Below are 18,093 nucleotides of genomic sequence, written 5' to 3' on the forward strand. Positions count from 1 at the left end.
ATTTTTTTAATATCTACACAAAATTTCTAGTAGAACTATTGCGACTAAACTTATAAATAGCAATTAAGAAAAATGCAGCCGCAAAAACTAGAAGGATTAAAATGTTTAAATATAAGCTTCCTAAACTACTTCCTTGTTGCAACTTCGTCAATGTCTCTAACGTCCATCTTTGTGGAAGAAAATCCGCAATTCTTTGTACGGATGATGGCATAATATCAATTGGCCAGAAACAACCGGAGATCATAACAGTTGGAACAACAATTAAATTCTGCAATGCGCCAGATGATTTTGAACTATTAGAGAACGCCACAATCATTAACGAGATCCCGACCGAGACCAAAGCAAAAAGCATCATAACAATTGCCGCTTCCCAAAACGGAATATGAATATCAATATGAAACACTTTAGTCATAAAGAGAAGCGTAATAATTACTTGAATAGTCATTACAATCATATTTACTACAACATTTGAGAAAATATATTTTCTAGCATTAATAGGTGCTGACAAAAGTCTGTAGTAAATTCGATTTTCTTTTTCCTTTAAAATAATTTCAGAAAGATTCCCTGCAGACATTAACATAATCATAATCAAAAAGCCTAAACTATATGTCGTCATATTTTCAGACTGAGATGAATCTGATAATGTTTTTGTTGCTACCTTGAAGCTTGCGTTTTGGTAGTTGGAATACATTTGATTAAATTTAGTTTGGTCTGTTTTTGCCACTTTACCAATTGCTGAAACATTATCGATATAATTATATAAATAAGATTTTACAAAGCTCGTAATTTGAGCACCTTTTATAGAAGATATTTGAATATGATCTGGATTACCAGAACGTACACTATCTGTAAAGCCATCATGGAACGAAATAACACAATCAAGTGATCCTGAAGCGAGCTTATCATTTGCATCCGTAGTATTAATTATTTCAATTCGAACGTTATCTAAGTGTTCTAAAAACTTAATCGTATCATTTGCAATATATTGATGATCCTCATTGACAATCCCAACGTGAACGATCGTTTTATTGGAACCACCATAAGCTAGAAAGGAAATAAAAATACCAATTAGAGGCACTAAAATATACATAATAATATTTTTCTTATTTTTAAAAGTAGCTCTTAAAGTGTTCGAAATTAGCCAAAAAACTGTCTGCATCCTACAGCCCCTCCCTTCTTTGTAGAGAAATAGATGCAAGAAATAGGAATAATAAAGAAAAACCTATATTAAAGACAAGCGCCGGGATAGCAGCTGATAAGTCGTTTGCATAAATAATTTTTGTAATTGCTGTATTAACCCATGTAAGTGGTGAAAGCTGAGTAATGAATTTTAAAATCCCACTAGTATCGCCTAATTTAAAGTAAGCTCCACCAAAGAATGAAGATAGCTGCACAACAATCATGATGATTGCTCTAGATGAAGCATTTGATTTCGTTATATAGCTTACAACTAACCCTAAACTAATTGATAGAAGAACTTCTGTCAGTAAAACAATAAAGACTAATAATAGATGGCTACCCCAGTTGGCTTTAAAAAAGAATTTACTGAAATAGATAACTACAATAATGCACAGAAAGTTAGCAACCAAACTTCCAAGTATTTTCCCGATAAAAATCTCAAATTTGGAAATAGGAGCAACGATTAATCGATCAGCAGTTTTTCTAACTCTTTCACCTGTGATCAATTTACTTGCAGACATAGCTGCATAAAGAACAATCATAGTAGTCATTGCAATCGCGTAATAATCCATCGAACCTGGCTGTTTATTTGATGCAATCGACGTGTCCTTAATATAATTATCATGAGAATTACCTAAAAAGACTTCTTTAACTTGAGTTGGATCGACTTTTGCAACTTCCACGCCAACATTATATTTATCTACAAAAGAAGTTAACATTCCTTGAATAACACTACCCTCAACACTGTTTCCTTCATTGATATAAAGCTTAATTCCGTTATCTTGAATAGAAATATAGCCATCATAATGATTTCGTTTCACTTCATTCTCACCATTTGTATTACTCGCAGTTTTTTCAAAATGAATTCCAGACTTTTTCGTACTTTTAATTAATTCGTTAAAATACTGCGAAAACTCACCTGTTGTTGATTGATCTTTATATAAAACATGCACATCTTTAATCGGGACGGATGTTGAAAAAGCATTTGAAAGTGATGTACCTAAGACAAGCATTAAAATGATTGGAAATGCTAACATAAAAAATAAGTTCCTTACATCTCGAAAGTCACGCTTAATTTCCATGAAAGCAATATTAAAAATATTCAAGCTAATTGCCTCCTTATTAAATAATTTCCCATGAAGTTAATCACGTAAATTTCGGCCTGTTAATGTAAGGAAAACAGTTTCTAAGTTAGGCGCATTTTCCTGTAATGAACTGATTTCGATTTCATTATTAATAAAATGTTGAATGATTTTATTTAAATTATTCACACCATTATCTGAAGTAATCGTAATAACATTATCTAAAATATGAACGTTCTCAACGCCATTAATCGCTTTAAGCTCAGTAATATCAATATTTTCAGTCGTTTTAACTTCAATTCGAATATCCTTTGTATTCGTAATAATCGATTTAAGCTGTTCTTTTGTTCCTTCAGCGATGATTTTTCCATGGTCAATAATCGAAATACGTGAGCATATTTCTTCAACTTCCTCCATGTAATGGCTCGTATAAATGATTGTACAACCCATTTCATTAAGTTTACGTACACTATTAAGAATATAGTTTCGTGAATGTGGATCAATCCCAACAGTTGGTTCATCCATAATAATCAGTTTAGGTCGGTGTGCAATCGCACAGGCAATATTTAACCTTCTCTTCATTCCACCAGAGAAATTTTTTGGATATTCCTTAAATTTATCTTCTAACCCTACAAATTGTAAGGCTTCTTCTACTCTTTCATTTAATTCCGAACCTCTTAAACCATAAAGTCCTGCGAAAAATCTAACATTTTCATAGGCAGTTAAATCTTCATAAATAGCTAAATCCTGAGGTACCATTCCAATATTCATTTTTGCGAACTTACTATTCTTCTTACTGTTTTTACCTAGGATTTCTACAGTACCTTGATTACTTCGAAGTAGCCCTGAAATAATATTAATTGTCGTACTTTTTCCTGCTCCATTTGCTCCAAGAAATCCAAATATTTCTCCTTCTTCAATTGATAAAGACATATTATCTACTGCTATAAAATCCCCGAACTTTTTAGTTAAATTTTTTATCTCTAAAACTTTCATCCTCTCACCTCTCTGAGCTTTTTACTATGATGCTATTATAAGCAAAAGGGTGAACTAATATCAGTGTATTAGTTCACCCTTTTCACATGAGAATATTCATGTTTTTATTTAGGCAAAATCATGATGGACTTAATAGAAATTCATATCACATGTTAAGATTATTGGATTGGAAGCAAAGTTGTAACTGAAAAACCATCATGACCATCCACTATTATTTTCCCGTTTATAGCCACTGTTCTCTCTTCCATCCCAATGATGCCTAAACCTTTTTTAATTTTCACTTTCCCTTTACCATTGTCTTTTACATTTGTTTTTATCATTTTATTCATAACATGTATTTCAAGCGAAACCTCTGTAGCATTTGCATATTTCATCGTATTTGTTAAAGCCTCAACTACATTTTCTTGAATTACTTTCCATTGAATTGGCGTAATAAGATCGAGATTTCCTTTATAGACAAACAATGTTTTTAAATCATGCTTAGCAGAAAATTCGTCTATGAATAATTTCATATGATGAATTCCCATTTGTTCAGTTGGAGGCTTCATATTTTTTAAAGTAAGTCTTATATTTTCAATTCCGTCCTTTGAAATATTAATCGCATTTTGAAGCAATTCTAATGCTTTATCTTGATTAGTACTCATTAAATGTTTAGCTGCTTCCATTTGATATAGCGCACCTGTCATTGAATGCCCTATTTTATCATGTATTTCTTGAGAAATACGATTTCGTTCCTCCAATTTAAAGGTATATTCCGATTGCTCAATAAACTCATTATGATTATTAATCTTTTTTGACAGCTTTTGAATCGTGCTCCTCATTTTATCAATTTGATCTTCTTTAAACCGTAATCTAGTGTTATACAAATTAACAAGTGAAAAAACGATAAAACTAAATAATGAAATTAATCCATAGATAGGCTGTAAAGAATTAGATAAGTAGCAAATTGGAAATAGTGCAAGAAAGCAACCGATCCATTTTTTTGAAGTAAAATAAGAAACGAGCTCTAAAATTGACATTGGCAGTAGTAAAAGAAATAATGGCTGAATCTTTAAATTGGAATAGACAATTAAACAAATTGATATGATTAGTAAAAATTTTATCAACGATCTATTTTTTATTAAATAAAGACTAATATTTAAACAAAAATAAACAAGCAATACAAAAAGTACCCAAGAGAAATTAGGAGTTTCTTTTTGAATACAAATTAGAGCTATATACAATATAACAGAGAGCTTATTTAAAATAATCCAACGCTCCATATGTAACTCCTTCGCGTTAGTCTACTTTCCCAGTAATATAGAAAATAGCAATTTGTGTTCGATGTTCTAGCCCTGTTTTTCCGAGAATTGAAGTAATATAATTAGCAACTGTTCCTTCAGAAATATAAATTTGCTTAGAAATTTCCTTATTCGAAAATCCTTTTGCAATTAAACCCATTACATCTAACTCTCTTTGGGTAAACAAACTCGTATCGATTTTCGTATCTGCTGTATTTGCATTGTTTGTTAAATTTGTTCTAATTTTATCCAGTACTAAATCTTGCATGATTGTATTTCCGTGATAAACACTTTTGATCGCTTCTCGAATACGTTCTGGTTCATTATTTTTTAATAAATAACCCTTTGCTCCATTTTTCACAGCATCAATAATGTACTCATCATCATCAAAAGTCGTTAAAATAAGTGGCTTTGTTTTAGTTTGCTCGGAAATATGCTTCGTAGCTTCTACCCCATTCATATTTGGCATTCGAACATCTAAAAGCGCAACATCTACTTCATTATTTTGACAATATTTTAACGCTTCATTCCCATCATTTACTGTTTCTAATACTTCAAACTCTTCATAAGAGCTCAATATGATTTTAAGACCTTCTCTAATAAATGAATTATCATCAGCAATAATTAATTTTATTTTGTTCATTTGAATAGAGGGAGAAAATTTCTACCTCGTTTTCACATCCTTTATTCCACGAATTATATTTCCATTATATACCACTATTGACTAATTACCATGAGAAGGAAAAGATAAATCTAAATGATTTGTAAACAAAATCACTTAATTACATAATTTTATTGTTTTATGAAACCTTGACGTATTCATTAATAAAAGGCATAGGAAAACACGAATACTCATTTTGTGATTAATTTCACAAAATATTCAATAGTTAAAGTAAAACATCATAAAAAATTTAGTAAAATTTAATTGAGCGCTCTGTTAAATTTTACTAAAAAATATTTACCATTTATCTTATTTGTTTATATTTCTGTCGTTTTCAAATAAGTTACAAATAAGTTAATACTTTGATTAACGTCGACAAAATGAAGAGGTAACCTTTTTCTTTATTGGTGAGTAAAACATTACAAGTTCTATTACAGGAGAAAAATAGGTTTATGGAAAAACTTAGTACTAAAAAAATACTTATTACATTTATATTGGTGTTCCTAACAAGTAGTTGTAATTCCACTAATAAGACATTTTTATTGAGAGGTACGTTTACCTGTAATGAACTGCCATTTGTATCAATGGTCTTTGATCCAGAAAATAACTATACATTTTATTATTATTACGAGGATTTAAAACGTAATGGAAAATTAGATAAAGGAACATTTTTAAAAAAATCTGAATCCAAATATATAATAAAAAGTTCGATTTTTAAAGACATAGAAGTCACATATAAAAATAGTGGTTTCAAGATTATGATAAATGAAAAGACATATTACTTTAAACAGATCGATGCAAACCCGAGTATCCAAACAAATTATGAAAGTAGGAAGTTTGATTATGAAAAAAATAGTAAGTTTATTAGTCTTTTTAAGCATCTTAGTTTCTTCAACCCCAATTAACGCACAAGAAATTCCAACTGATGAGACAAGCCAAGAAGCTTTTGTAATCCCTGTACCTCAAGAAGAAATTGATAGAGAAGAACAACAACAATTAGAACAACAAAATAGTAAAGGAAGAACTCCATTATATGAGTATAAAACTGAACTAGTGGGAACTCAAATAACAAAAAAGGTCAAAATTGGTTATGCAGAAGGTCAACCACCAAAAGGGACTATATTTCACTCTCCAGGAAGTTTTTATTGGTCAAATAGTGGAAGTAAGGTTACAGTTACAATATCCGTTGCATATGGTGCTTATTCAATAGGAGTAACGCCAGGAAGTATAAGTGGAACTGGGGTTGTAGTAAAATCGCCATATACTGGACAAGCAGTTAAACTTTTAATTCATAAAGATATAGAAGTTAAAAAATATAAGCAATATAGAAAAACTATTATGGGTAGCGGAAAATGGGAATATGTAGGTGACGTATATACAAAGGTACCTGTGTTAAATCATTTTACAGTAGTAAAAGTATAAATCATAATTAAAACTATTTGAAATACAACCATAAAACTTGAAAGCTCAGAAGACTGAGCTTTTTTTATTGATAGGTGTGATTTCGAGCTCAAAATGAAATGATATGAAAAAATCCCTATGCATATGCAAAAGGGATTCAATAAAATTACTTATTTTCAATCAATACTTTACCAAATTGTACTTCATTATTTTCAAAGTAATCATGAGCGTCCTTCACTTGATCGAATGTAAAAGATTTTGGATTGATTAGCGGCTTTAGCTTACCTTCTTCAACTAAAGTAGCAATTTTATTTAAAATAGCACTATGTTCTTTACGCCCTTCCTCAGTTTTTTGAGTAAGCAGAATAAATATTACATGTAAAGATAAAGATTTGTTATGTAAAAGTGATAAATCATGCGTCGATCTTGCAGCAATTGCTAGAACAGTACCTTTTGGTTTAACTGCAATAAATGATTTATCTAGGTTTTCTTTACCGACAGTATCAAAAACAAGATCAAAACCTTGCCCATCCGTTAGGCGGTTAACATATTCTTGGACGGTCTCTTCCTTATAATTAATGACGTGGTCTGCACCTAGCTTTTTAACTAAAATAGCTTTTTCATTCGATGAAACAGTTGTCGTAACAGTAGCTCCAGAAGCTTTCGCCAACTGGATCGCTAGATGGCCAACACCACCTGCCCCACCATGAATTAAAATATGATCACCTTGTTTTAAATTACCTCTGTCAAAAAGTGCCTCCCATGCAGTAATAGCTGTTAATGGTAAACTTGCAGCTTCTTGAATAGGTAAATTTTTTGGAGCTTTAGCAATTACTGTTTCTTCTATTAAAAAATAATCTGAAAGAGTACCCGTAAAGACATTTAAACCGAAAACAAAATCTCCAACTGAAAAACGTGAAACATTTTCACCAACTTCAACAACTTCACCAGAAAAATCACTATGTAAAATCATCGGAAAATTAGGATGGAATGCATTTGGTACAATCCCTTTTCTAATCTTTGTATCAATCGGATTGATACTAGTCGCAGAAACCTTAACTAAAACTTGATGACCAGATGGCTTCGGTATTGAAAGTTCAATATTTTTAAACTCAGAGCTATCTCCATATTGATGAATGACAATTGCTTTCATAATAGCCTCCTCTTTCAAAATAGAAAATATTATTAAATCATTTTAGCATACATCAGATCGAAAAAAATACAATTTTGACCTCAAATTGAATCATAAGGGTTTGATTATAATGGTTAAAAATTTATAATTTATATTGTTTTTTCACATTGTTTCAGTATAATCAATATAAATCTTTTAATCTTAATTCATGGAGGAAAATGACTATGGTAAACAAATTAGAGGAATTAAATGAGAGAAATACGTTAAACCATAGAAATATTGTAAAGTATGTAAAACACGTCTTTGATGAGTTAGACTTAAAAGTTAGAAGATTTCGTGAAGAAACAGCAATTAAGGCAGCTCATCATGCAAAACCAGATTTAGAAGAAGAAAAATTATTTTATAACAATATTCACCATATGAAGACGTTACTAATTGACGTATTAGAACGTACTACTGAAGATCTTGAACATATGGGAGATAAAAACTGGAATAAAAACTTCAAAGACGGCGTAAACGCTTAATTTAAATAATAACGTATTTTCTCTATAAATAAGGATAGGAAGGTATTTAAACCTTCCTATCCTTTTAATTATTGCTTTATATCCGACTTCAAATTTCTTACATAATTTTTCAATACAAAAAGTACACTTTCATCAATTGGAATATTTATACCAAATCCATCACTTTTTTCAAGCGAAACAAAACCATGAAGCAAACTTCTAAAACCTCTTACCGCATGAATAAGTTCAATGTCCGTTAAATTATATGGTTTCAATAACTCATTGATTAAGTTCAAAATTTTATTCCCAGTTAAACGATACTCATCACCTGGTGTTTGAGACGGAGATAAGGTAGCTTTATATAAACCAGGATGAGTTCTAGCATAATCAAGATAAGCAAAAGCTAATGCAAAAATTGCATTCTCATTATTTTTTCCTTCAACCGATTCACAAAGTTTTTCATAAAGCTGTGTAATTCCATATACTGCAACACTATTTTTTAGTTCATCCAAATTCTTAATATGATTATAAATCGATGGTGGTTGAATCGTTAGCTTCTTTGCAAGATAACTAATCGTTAAAGCCTCCCACCCTTCTGTATCAACAATGTTAATTGAAGTACTCAGTAACTGATGAAAATTCAATCCAATTCTTGGTGACATTCCGTATAATCCCCCACTTACTGCATTTTAAGAGCACGGTCAATTGCTTCTTGTGGATCACTTAACATCGTACCATGACCGACTGCTAATAATGTAGGTTTTAATTCGCTAATTTTCTTAGCACTATTTAAAGCAGCATCTTTATTCCATGTTGCCATTGATGGAAACGGAAATAAAATTCTTAATTGTCCAGAAATCGCAAAACCACCTCTTAATGAAAAAGCATCACCAGCGATAATTGCATTTGTCCGTTGATCAAAAAATGCCATTGAACCTGGTGTATGACCAGGAACCTCAACTGCTATTAAAGACCCTATCGTGTCTCCTTCCTGGAGTAATCGATCCGGGATGGTTTGGATATTTTTAGGAACGCCGCCTTTTATAGGAGTATTAGGCTCATTAGCTTCTAAACTAGTGTCCCCTTTTAATAATTTTGCATCTCTTTTTGAAATGGAGACGACTGCATCTGGAAGTAGTGATTTTAATTGATCAAGCGCTCCAACATGGTCGCCGTGCGCATGCGTTAAAACGATATTCGTGATTTTTTTGCCGATTTGATTAGCTGCTTCAATAATTTTAGTCGCGCTAAAGGAAAGTGCTGTATCAATTAACGTAAGTTCGTTTTCTTCTTCAACTAAAAAACAATTTACAGGAAAGAAATTGGGTAAAAAGCTTAACTCATAAAGAAAATTTTTTTTCGTAATCTTCAATTTATAACCTCCTAATAATAAAAACTAATACCTTTAGTTTTATAATACTAAAGGTATTAGTTTTTGTGAACAAAAATTCCAAATTTACAAAAAATCGTTAAAATAACTAAAAAACCCTTCCATCATAGATGAAAGGGCTATACTTTATTATTATTTTCTAGATAAGTCCATCTCTTTATAAGGAACAACTTTTGTTTTATGTTTAACTTTATAACCTAACCAAACAATTAAAAACACAGGAATTCCAATGTATGAAACAAGTACACCTTGCCAATCAATTGCATTACCTGTAAATGCTTGCCAGTTTTGAGCTAGCACAATAAATAAACAAGCTAAAAATGCTAAGATTGGACCTAGTGGGAACCATTTTGCGCGGTAAGGTAGGTCATTCAAATCTTTACCTTGAGCAACATAAGCCTTACGGAAACGGTAATGAGAAATCGCAATACCTAACCAAGCTAGGAAACCTGATAATCCTGATAAATTTAATAACCAAGTATACACTTGACCTTCACCGAAAAATGAAGATAAACAAGCAAGTGAACCAACTGCAAGTGTTACATATAAAGCATTTGTAGGAACACCATTTTTATTGACTTTTGTTAAGAATTTAGGAGCTTTTCCTTCAATTGCTAGAGTATATAACATACGAGTAGATGCATAAGTTCCACTATTACCTGCAGATAAAACTGATGTTAAAATAACTGCATTCATTACAGAAGCCGCAAATGCAACACCTAATTTTTCAAATACTAAAGTAAATGGACTAACAGCCACGTCATTTTTCATTAGACCAGGATCTGTATAAGGAATTAATAAGCCAATTACGATAATAGCTAAAACATAAAATAAAAGGATGCGCCAGAAAATTTGACGGATAGCTTTTGGAACATTTTTCTCTGGATGTTCTGTCTCACCTGCTGCAACACCGATTAACTCTGTACCTTGGAATGAGAAACCTGCAACAATAAAGATTGATAAAACGCCTAAAAATCCATTATGAAACGGAGCATCTCCAACAGTAAAGTTTTTAAAGCCTGCATGATGTCCACTTATAATACCAAAAATCATTGCAATACCAACAACTAAAAAGACAACTACAGTTACAACTTTAATTAATGAAAACCAAAACTCTGATTCACCATAGCCTTTAACTGAAAGTAAATTTAAACCTAAAATAATCACTAAAAAGATTCCGCTCCATAAAACAGCTGGAGAATGTGGGAACCAATATTTCATCAGCATTGCTGAAGCTAATAATTCAAAAGCTAAAGTGATTGCCCAGTTATACCAATAATTCCAACCCATAGCAAAACCAAATGCAGGATCAACGTAGCGAGATCCATACGTACTAAATGAACCAGAAACTGGCAAATAAGTCGCCATTTCACCTAAACTAGTCATTAAGAAATAAACCATAATACCAATTAGTCCGTAAGCTAAAACAGCTCCACCAGGACCAGCTTGACTAATTGAAGTTCCACTAGCTAAAAACAAACCTGTCCCAATTGAACCACCAATTGAAATCATCGTTAAATGTCTTGCTTTAAGGCCCCTTTTTAAAGAACCATCGTGAGTATTCGATACTACTTTATCATTTTTAGGGTTTGTTAGTCCCATCTTATTGCCTCCTCTTCATTCTTGCAATCTTATCTTTACGCGAGAATATGGGACGGTATAAAAGTGTTGTATGATGTGTATTTTACTCAGTATTTTCGTCAATATGTAAAGAATGGAAAATCTGGTAAAATACAAAAAAACACGTGAAGCAATGTTCACGTGTTTAAGACTCATATATATGTGTCAAACAGCATCAACATCTCTTCAATAGCCCTCCACAAGAAAATCTTGTGACAGTCCTATGCTTATTCAGCAATAGGCCCAATAATAAATTTAAATGGTAAATTTATTACTTCGGCAGTTTCACCTTTTATTACTTTTCACAGGTACCATAAACCTCAAAGTAACGACTAATCAAAACTGCGCCTCTATCCATACGAGATAAAGATTATATTAAATTAATTTTTATAAACTCAATATACAATCTATTAATCTAGTTTGTCAATAAATATTTCGACAAAAATAGACTCAACCTAAGAAATCTATTTCTTGATTTTCGCTTCATGATACTCATGTCTTGTACCTAGCACTTATGTTTTTGTATAATAATTCTATGTACTTCAAAGGAGGAATTTTTCACATGACAATTTATAAAGCATTGACACTTGCGGGATCTGATAGTAGTGGTGGAGCTGGATTACAAGCTGATATTAAGACGTTTCAGGAACGTAATGTTTATGGCATGAGTGCAATTACTACTTTAGTAGCGATGGATCCTCATAATCATTGGCATCATCAAGTATTTCCAATTGATATAGATACGATTGCAGCACAATTAGAAACAATCGTTGTTGGCGTTGGAATTCAAGCAATGAAAACAGGAATGCTTGGTTCAACTGAAATAATTGAGTTAGCTGCAAAAACAATAAAAAAACATAATATTGATCGAGTTGTTGTCGATCCAGTTATGATTTGTAAAGGAAATGACGAGGCTCTTCACCCAGAGACAAATGATGCATTAAGAGAAATTTTAGTACCACTTTCAACAGTTGTAACACCAAATTTATTTGAGGCAGCTCAATTAGCTAAAATACCACCAATCTGCACTGTTGAACAAATGGAAGAAGCAGCACGCAAAATCCATGAATTAGGGGCTAAATATGTTTTAGTTAAAGGTGGAAGCAAAATTCAGCATGAACATGCAATAGATGTATTATTTGATGGTGAAAAAATCGAGCATCTAGAATCGGACAGAATCGAAACTACATATACTCACGGTGCAGGTTGCACTTATTCTGCAGCGATTTGTGCAGAGCTTGCTAAAGGAGCAGAACCGAAAGAAGCAATCTACACTGCAAAGAAATTCATTACTGAAGCAATTCGTCACTCATTCCCACTTAATCAATACGTTGGCCCAACAAACCACATGGCATACCGATTACATGGAGAAGGCTAATATCAAATAATGGGGCTGTCTCATAAGTCAGGTTAACTGACTTATGTGGCGCCCTTTTTTATATTTTGGCTCTGTTAAACTAAAATGTTGATTTTTGTGCTTATGCAACTAACGCACTACGTAAGTTGAAGAATGAAATTATAATTAAAACATATTGACTCCAATTTTTATTTAACAAATACTGATATATGTTTTAACCAACTGTATCACCTTTTTCATTGGTCAAAAACAGTTTTTGAAACTCAAATTCAAACTCAATAGGAGCTTTTTCACTTGAACGATAAACCTCTGCTCTTAAACCTTTTCTCCCCTTTATTGTGACTTGCTTCTTTGTAAGAATAATACTTCCCAAAATATACGGAACATTAAATGTTTCGAATATCCCAAGATGATTTACACTCTCTATTCCAGTTGCCTTTTGGAAAATATGTATATTATAAATAGCTTTTACATAGTTTCTTATGATCGTTTCTCTAGTCACTATATAATGAATAGTTACCTTGTATTCATCATTTTCTTTAATGCCATATGTCAACGGAGTTTTCAGTTTATGCTTTTGGATATATTCTATTGCACCTTCTATTTTGTTTATTTCTAGGTGGTCAAAATCTGTAATGTATCTTAATCCCTCGATTATACTATTTAAAAAAAATTGTTCCTTCATTTCTTGGGAAGCTTCCTTAAAAGTAGTGTAATCTAAAATTGCATGAGTATATTGAAAACAATCATCTTTACTTGTGCAAATATCAATAGCTTCTTCTATGGAATCTACTAATTCAATGTAAATTTCTTTATAGCCTGGTAAGCGGATATCAAACCAATAGAGAACATCAGAAAAAATGGTTGCATACATATTTTGATAGAAATAAACGTCTTCATCATCATCATCATCAAATTGAAAATTACTAGAGATACGTACTCCTATAATTCTTGTATCTAAAGGTCTCGGATTCTCTTTAAAATTTTGAATGATTCTTAATTTATGATTTAAACGATTTTGCAATGTGAATTGTTTCTTATTATCATCCAAAAATTTGAGTTCTTGCTTAGAATTAGGTGCATCTTTAATAGCAGTAATAATATCTTTCAAAAGTCCTTCAACATCAAAATCAAATTCTTTTTTAGTAGGTGCATATGGTATAAGAGGAATTGCCTCTTTTAATAATCCTAGTGCAAGATGAAATACCTCTACAGATAGTTTTCGATTATCTTCAAAATGGGATAGGATCTCTACCTCGGGATGAACACCATAGGGCATTAGTACTTTAGCTTCCCTTTTCTTTGGAGGGTTATTCAAAAATTTAAATGAGATGCTGTTATAAACACTACTATAGTTTTTCATGATTACGTGTTTGTTAAGGTATAACTGCAAAACTTCCATAGTTCTGTTTGATTCACTTTTATCTTTATAATCATGAAAGTAAATATCTATTCTCAAATTTATACCTCATTCCACAGTTTATCATCTACAATTCTTGATTTCATAATACAAGTAGAAAAGTCTTACGGCAAGGTAACATCCTTATTTTGTGACAAGTGAAATAAACCTATCCACCCCATATTCTCATATCCAAGTAAATCCTTTGAAAATACGACCCCACCAACATAAAGATATGAGACATCTCGGTACGTGTTTCTCTTTAACTTGTTGAAAAACGATAAACAAATAACTAAAATAATTGTAAAACCTAATGCACCAAACGGTGAGCAAGCTTTTTTTATACTTTCTAATAAATACTAAAGTAAACTACTCCATCGTTAACAACTTGATACGATTTTGGAAAAGCTGCTTAAATTTAGGTAATACAAATATAAAAACACGACACTATTTGCGAAACCCTTCACTTAAACAATCCTACCATTTATTTGAATAAGAAAGTCAACAATCTTCATTAACAGAGCCTATATTTTAAAAAAGGGAATGTACTGACGCCAGTAGAGGTTAACTTGAAGCTGATATGATTGACCTTTTTACAGATAGTAAGCAGATTTTATCAAGTTTTTTTTAATTTGGAACAGATTTACTAGTTTTTGTTTTGAAAGTATCTAATTTAGATGTCACAATACTGTAACTGGCATGGGTAATTTTTAATTTTATTTGCGATTCCTGGAATTTAATTGCAGTTTCACTAACTTTATTTGCGATATCCTAATTTTAATTGCAGTTTTGCCAAATTTAATTGCGTTTTTCAGATTTTATTTGCAGTCCACGTACATTTTTTATTTTAAAAATAAAAAAAGGGGAAAGGTTTCCCTATCCCTTATGTTCCCACTTTTCACTTAACAATTCCCTTAATTGCCTTAACTGCATTTCTTCCTTTGAAATAAACGAATCTTTCCCATTTAGCTAATAAACCATTTCCGTTTTCACCATTTTCAATCTGAAGCGTGTGTTGTTTATGAAATTCAGCAACTCGTTCATTACGTTTTGTATGCAAAGTGTTTAGACGCTTGTGAAGATGTAATGCATGTTTGTTTTGTCCCATATAAATTCTCTCCTCCTTTAGTTAATAGCTTAAATAGTTTATAAATAGCTAGAGCATACAATTTTCCGATTAATTTCTACTCTATTTCCCACATACTTTTACACTTTCAATAATTTTGAATACCAAGTGAAAATTACCATTATTTAACATTTTTTATGTATTACATGTTATTATATATAGAAAGGAAGTGGATTTTATGAGAAAAAATTTTTCCATCTTAATGCTAACATTTCTGCTTTTTTTAGTAATTGGTTGTGAAAAAAATAATAACGAAGATATCCAAGGGATTGCATATGCAAGCTTAACAAGAACTGAACAGGCTGCGTTAAGTGATAAACATGGAGTCGTTAAAAAAGTAGAATCTATACCCAATCAAGCGACTTTATTTAATAAAAACTATCATAAAGATAAACTATATTCTGTTACTTTTAATGGAGATAATCCTGAAGAGAAGATCGTTATCTATATTGATACAGAGACAAACAAAAAAGTCGGAATGATTGGTGGGGAATAATTCTTTAAGCAATATAACCTCAAGAAATAAAGAGCGATATTCGTCATTAATCGCTCTTTATTTTTTATTGATTTTAATAAAACTAGTCATTTAATCCTTTTCCATCGAGAATTTGATCAATGTATTTTTCAACCCTAGACGTACGTGTTTTCGATTGTTTCGGTTGAGAAAAATAATAAATATAAGCTCTTTGACGTCCTGGCGTTAATGCTTCAAAAGCCGTTTTTAAGGTCGGGTTTTCATCTAATTTAAGTTGTAATTCTTCAGGAACTTCATAATCTGAAGTCTTTTTTAATTCCACTTGCAAACCTGCTTTTTCCACTTCAATTGCTTCTTTAATATAGTCCTTCAAAACGCTTTCCATTTCAATTATTTCCTGAATATTGGTGAATCGTATCTGACGTGCTGATTGTACATTTTCTGTTTGTTGAATCAGAATGCCTTTTGGATCTTTTAGCAACGCACCTTTATGAAACAGAAGTGCACAATATTCTTTAAAACCATGAATTAAAACGATATTTTTATTATCAAGTGTGTAACAAGGATGCATCCATTTAAAATCTTCAGTCAGTTCACAGTCAATGACGATTTCTCTTAACTTATAAAATTCTTCTTGCCACTTTTTCGCTCTCAATAAAAATGCTTCAACTTTAGGATGCATATTATTATTTGTCATCGATAAACACCTCTCATTAATTCCACTTTTTTAGCTTTAAATAAACATAAATTAACCTCAGAATTTTCATCCCAATAATATGATTCGTATTTCATGAAAAATCTTCGTTTTAAATTTTACTATAATGTTTTTATAATACCAATCGGATTGGCTCATTCACTTTAGTCTTAGCTAGTTAGCTCGGTCATTACTCCCCTTAAAAAAGTTATTCTTTAAACGGATGCAAATTTCCTTCAAACAAAAAAAGAACAGGTCCAAGGTTTCCCTTATCCCTGCTCTACATACTCTTCTAAGTACTTAGTACTGATCCCAAGCAACAACTTCATCTAACGTTAAACGAACTTTTTCGAAACCTGCTTTGATTCCTTTACCAACTGAAATTAGCATAACTGGTTTGAAGTTTGCTGGTACATTGAAAGCTTCTACAAATTTCGCTTGGTCAAATCCACCCATTGGAACTGTATCTAAACCTTTTGCTTTTGCTGCAAGCATAAATTGCATTGAAACTAATCCACCATCAACCATCGCAATTTTTGTTGCAATTTCTTCTGGTAAACTACCGTAGTTTTTCACGATTGATCCAACGTAGAAGTCTTTCACTTCTTGAGTCATCATACCTTTTTCAACTAATTCATCGTAAATGCGATCAGCATTTTTGTATGCTTCTGTATCACCTAAAACAGCGATTACTGCAGATGCATCCACAACTTGTTGTTGGTTATTAGCGATTGGTAATAATTTTTGTTTAGTATTTTGGTCTTTAATGACAAGGAATCTCCATGGTTGTAAATTTGAAGAAGATGGAGCTTGAACTGCAATTTCTAGTAATTCCTTAATTTCATCATCAGACATTTGAAAGCTTGGATCGTAATGACGAACTGATCTTCTTTCCTTTGCTACAGTGAAGAAATCCGTACTATCAAGTTCTTTTGGCGCTTCTTTACCAAAATCAATTTCGTTTACTTTATTTAAATACTCTTCTTTTTCAGATTTAACATTAGACATATTTAATCTCTCCTTATTTAACTGCACTATTTATAAATACAGTATATGACTTTAACTGTATAAAAGTCAACTACAGTTTATAAAAAAATAAAATCGAAACATCTTAGTTTCGACTAAATTAGAAAAAATACTAATAATTTGATTTTCAGACTGATTGCGAGCGTTTGGCGGTCAGTCTGAAACTAGTTTCGATTTTATTTTACCCATTTTCCTTTGGTAATAAGTCTGAAATTGTTTTCTTTGCAAGACCTTCAACAAGCCAGCTTTCCATCTCATCTTTTAAATCATATAAAGCAGATCGTGTAGATGGCGTAAAACATTCCTTACTATTTACATCTAAAAAGCCTTTTGAATATGGATCTGATCTCATCGCATCATAAACATCTTTTAAAGTAATTTCATTAGCACCTCTGGCTAAATAATATCCACCATCTCGTCCTTCTTTAGCTGAAATAATGCCTGCTTTAACTAAATTAGCAAGAATTTTTCTTAAAAAAGTAGATTGTGCTTCAAGTTTTTGAGCTAATACTGCGCTTGGACAAATTCCGTCTTGCTCCGCTAAAACTAATAGAGATTGCAGTGCTAGTCCAAACCATTTCGTACTAGAAACCTTATCTTTCAAGATCATTCACCTCAGTTACTAGTCTAAACTATTTTTTGAAAAAGACAACCTTATCTAAATAAATGTAATACAGGGTGAAAAAAATTAAGTGAATTTAGAAAAACCCTATGACTTTTCCTAAATTCACAATAATGATTCGTAGTTTTTAATGACAATAAGATTTGTAAG

Annotated in this window: 18 protein-coding genes and 1 riboswitch; of the genes, 4 read left to right on the forward strand and 14 right to left on the reverse strand. The window is 31.5% G+C overall.

Features of this window, described 5'->3' with window-relative positions; all coding sequences use genetic code 11:
- Positions 1-13 precede the first annotated feature (13 nt).
- From BED47_RS09015 to BED47_RS09035, 5 genes are all read right to left on the reverse strand, one after another.
- Positions 14-1,159 carry an ABC transporter permease gene (locus BED47_RS09015; protein ID WP_069033405.1) on the reverse strand — a complete coding sequence of 382 codons (1,146 nt, stop codon included), beginning with the start codon at positions 1,157-1,159 and terminating at the stop codon, positions 14-16.
- A 1-nt stretch (position 1,160) separates the two neighbouring features.
- Positions 1,161-2,285 (reverse strand): ABC transporter permease, encoded by a 1,125-nt coding sequence (locus tag BED47_RS09020; RefSeq protein WP_069033406.1) that lies wholly within the window; start codon positions 2,283-2,285, stop codon positions 1,161-1,163.
- 36 nt (positions 2,286-2,321) lie between these two features.
- On the reverse strand, positions 2,322-3,257 hold the full coding sequence (locus BED47_RS09025) for an ABC transporter ATP-binding protein (protein ID WP_069033407.1): 936 nt from the start codon (positions 3,255-3,257) through the stop codon (positions 2,322-2,324).
- 158 nt (positions 3,258-3,415) lie between these two features.
- Complete coding sequence (locus BED47_RS09030) at positions 3,416-4,519, reverse strand: sensor histidine kinase (RefSeq protein ID WP_069033408.1); 1,104 nt, start codon at positions 4,517-4,519, stop codon at positions 3,416-3,418.
- A gap of 16 nt (positions 4,520-4,535) precedes the next feature.
- Positions 4,536-5,180: a response regulator transcription factor gene (locus BED47_RS09035; RefSeq protein WP_069033409.1), complete on the reverse strand. Its 645-nt coding sequence runs from the start codon at positions 5,178-5,180 to the stop codon at positions 4,536-4,538.
- A gap of 861 nt (positions 5,181-6,041) precedes the next feature.
- Here BED47_RS09035 and BED47_RS09045 point away from each other — a divergent pair.
- The gene (locus tag BED47_RS09045; RefSeq protein ID WP_069033411.1) at positions 6,042-6,620 is read left to right on the forward strand and encodes a hypothetical protein; all 579 of its coding nucleotides are present in this window, start codon (positions 6,042-6,044) and stop codon (positions 6,618-6,620) included.
- 145 nt (positions 6,621-6,765) lie between these two features.
- Here the strand turns inward: BED47_RS09045 and BED47_RS09050 are convergent, their stop codons facing one another.
- Positions 6,766-7,752: a zinc-dependent alcohol dehydrogenase family protein gene (locus BED47_RS09050; RefSeq protein ID WP_069033412.1), complete on the reverse strand. Its 987-nt coding sequence runs from the start codon at positions 7,750-7,752 to the stop codon at positions 6,766-6,768.
- A 203-nt stretch (positions 7,753-7,955) separates the two neighbouring features.
- Between BED47_RS09050 and BED47_RS09055 the strand changes: the two genes are divergently transcribed.
- The gene (locus BED47_RS09055) at positions 7,956-8,255 is read left to right on the forward strand and encodes a hypothetical protein (RefSeq protein ID WP_069033413.1); all 300 of its coding nucleotides are present in this window, start codon (positions 7,956-7,958) and stop codon (positions 8,253-8,255) included.
- A 68-nt stretch (positions 8,256-8,323) separates the two neighbouring features.
- On the opposite strand, the gene BED47_RS09060 is transcribed toward BED47_RS09055, so the two are convergent.
- The 3 genes from BED47_RS09060 to BED47_RS09070 all read right to left on the reverse strand — a co-directional run bounded on the left by BED47_RS09060 (position 8,324) and on the right by BED47_RS09070 (position 11,226).
- Positions 8,324-8,896, reverse strand: a complete 573-nt coding sequence (locus BED47_RS09060) for a TetR/AcrR family transcriptional regulator (protein ID WP_069033414.1) — start codon at positions 8,894-8,896, stop codon at positions 8,324-8,326.
- 17 nt (positions 8,897-8,913) lie between these two features.
- Positions 8,914-9,606, reverse strand: a complete 693-nt coding sequence (locus tag BED47_RS09065; RefSeq protein ID WP_069033415.1) for an MBL fold metallo-hydrolase — start codon at positions 9,604-9,606, stop codon at positions 8,914-8,916.
- A 150-nt stretch (positions 9,607-9,756) separates the two neighbouring features.
- Complete coding sequence (locus BED47_RS09070; protein ID WP_069033416.1) at positions 9,757-11,226, reverse strand: amino acid permease; 1,470 nt, start codon at positions 11,224-11,226, stop codon at positions 9,757-9,759.
- Positions 11,227-11,426: 200 nt separating this feature from the next.
- Positions 11,427-11,605: riboswitch (Lysine riboswitch) on the reverse strand.
- A gap of 201 nt (positions 11,606-11,806) precedes the next feature.
- Here BED47_RS09070 and pdxK point away from each other — a divergent pair.
- Positions 11,807-12,622 (forward strand): pyridoxine/pyridoxal/pyridoxamine kinase, encoded by an 816-nt coding sequence (gene pdxK, locus BED47_RS09075; protein ID WP_069033417.1) that lies wholly within the window; start codon positions 11,807-11,809, stop codon positions 12,620-12,622.
- Between the two features lie 193 nt (positions 12,623-12,815).
- Here pdxK and BED47_RS09080 read toward each other — a convergent pair whose 3' ends face one another.
- Together BED47_RS09080 and BED47_RS09085 are read right to left on the reverse strand one after the other, a co-directional pair.
- Positions 12,816-14,060, reverse strand: coding sequence for a hypothetical protein (locus tag BED47_RS09080; RefSeq protein WP_069033418.1), 1,245 nt, complete (start codon positions 14,058-14,060; stop codon positions 12,816-12,818).
- Positions 14,061-14,898: 838 nt separating this feature from the next.
- Complete coding sequence (locus BED47_RS09085; protein WP_069033419.1) at positions 14,899-15,108, reverse strand: hypothetical protein; 210 nt, start codon at positions 15,106-15,108, stop codon at positions 14,899-14,901.
- A gap of 196 nt (positions 15,109-15,304) precedes the next feature.
- On the opposite strand from BED47_RS09085, the gene BED47_RS09090 reads away from it, so the two are divergent.
- Positions 15,305-15,622, forward strand: a complete 318-nt coding sequence (locus tag BED47_RS09090; protein ID WP_069033420.1) for a hypothetical protein — start codon at positions 15,305-15,307, stop codon at positions 15,620-15,622.
- Positions 15,623-15,704: 82 nt separating this feature from the next.
- On the opposite strand, the gene BED47_RS09095 is transcribed toward BED47_RS09090, so the two are convergent.
- The 3 genes from BED47_RS09095 to BED47_RS09105 form a co-directional block, all read right to left on the reverse strand.
- On the reverse strand, positions 15,705-16,298 hold the full coding sequence (locus BED47_RS09095) for a YdeI/OmpD-associated family protein (protein WP_056475450.1): 594 nt from the start codon (positions 16,296-16,298) through the stop codon (positions 15,705-15,707).
- Between the two features lie 297 nt (positions 16,299-16,595).
- Positions 16,596-17,303 carry a nitroreductase family protein gene (locus BED47_RS09100; RefSeq protein ID WP_069033421.1) on the reverse strand — a complete coding sequence of 236 codons (708 nt, stop codon included), beginning with the start codon at positions 17,301-17,303 and terminating at the stop codon, positions 16,596-16,598.
- Positions 17,304-17,502: 199 nt separating this feature from the next.
- Positions 17,503-17,925 carry an RrF2 family transcriptional regulator gene (locus tag BED47_RS09105; RefSeq protein ID WP_084006839.1) on the reverse strand — a complete coding sequence of 141 codons (423 nt, stop codon included), beginning with the start codon at positions 17,923-17,925 and terminating at the stop codon, positions 17,503-17,505.
- Between the last annotated feature and the right edge of the window lie 168 nt (positions 17,926-18,093).

Origin of the sequence: Gottfriedia luciferensis (genome assembly GCF_001712755.1) — a bacterium.
Lineage (GTDB): Bacteria > Bacillota > Bacilli > Bacillales > Bacillaceae_G > Gottfriedia > Gottfriedia luciferensis_B.

What these genes read in the sequence shown, in the direction of transcription:
- BED47_RS09015 (WP_069033405.1), bottom strand. Translation starts at nt 1,159, where the DNA reads ATGCAGACAGTTTTTTGGCTAATTTCGAACACTTTAAGAGCTACTTTT.
- BED47_RS09025 (WP_069033407.1), bottom strand. Translation starts at nt 3,257, where the DNA reads ATGAAAGTTTTAGAGATAAAAAATTTAACTAAAAAGTTCGGGGATTTT.
- BED47_RS09030 (WP_069033408.1), bottom strand. Translation starts at nt 4,519, where the DNA reads ATGGAGCGTTGGATTATTTTAAATAAGCTCTCTGTTATATTGTATATA.
- BED47_RS09035 (WP_069033409.1), bottom strand. Translation starts at nt 5,180, where the DNA reads ATGAACAAAATAAAATTAATTATTGCTGATGATAATTCATTTATTAGA.
- BED47_RS09045 (WP_069033411.1), top strand. Translation starts at nt 6,042, where the DNA reads ATGAAAAAAATAGTAAGTTTATTAGTCTTTTTAAGCATCTTAGTTTCT.
- BED47_RS09050 (WP_069033412.1), bottom strand. Translation starts at nt 7,752, where the DNA reads ATGAAAGCAATTGTCATTCATCAATATGGAGATAGCTCTGAGTTTAAA.
- BED47_RS09055 (WP_069033413.1), top strand. Translation starts at nt 7,956, where the DNA reads ATGGTAAACAAATTAGAGGAATTAAATGAGAGAAATACGTTAAACCAT.
- BED47_RS09060 (WP_069033414.1), bottom strand. Translation starts at nt 8,896, where the DNA reads ATGTCACCAAGAATTGGATTGAATTTTCATCAGTTACTGAGTACTTCA.
- BED47_RS09070 (WP_069033416.1), bottom strand. Translation starts at nt 11,226, where the DNA reads ATGGGACTAACAAACCCTAAAAATGATAAAGTAGTATCGAATACTCAC.
- pdxK (WP_069033417.1), top strand. Translation starts at nt 11,807, where the DNA reads ATGACAATTTATAAAGCATTGACACTTGCGGGATCTGATAGTAGTGGT.
- BED47_RS09085 (WP_069033419.1), bottom strand. Translation starts at nt 15,108, where the DNA reads ATGGGACAAAACAAACATGCATTACATCTTCACAAGCGTCTAAACACT.
- BED47_RS09090 (WP_069033420.1), top strand. Translation starts at nt 15,305, where the DNA reads ATGAGAAAAAATTTTTCCATCTTAATGCTAACATTTCTGCTTTTTTTA.
- BED47_RS09095 (WP_056475450.1), bottom strand. Translation starts at nt 16,298, where the DNA reads ATGACAAATAATAATATGCATCCTAAAGTTGAAGCATTTTTATTGAGA.
- BED47_RS09100 (WP_069033421.1), bottom strand. Translation starts at nt 17,303, where the DNA reads ATGTCTAATGTTAAATCTGAAAAAGAAGAGTATTTAAATAAAGTAAAC.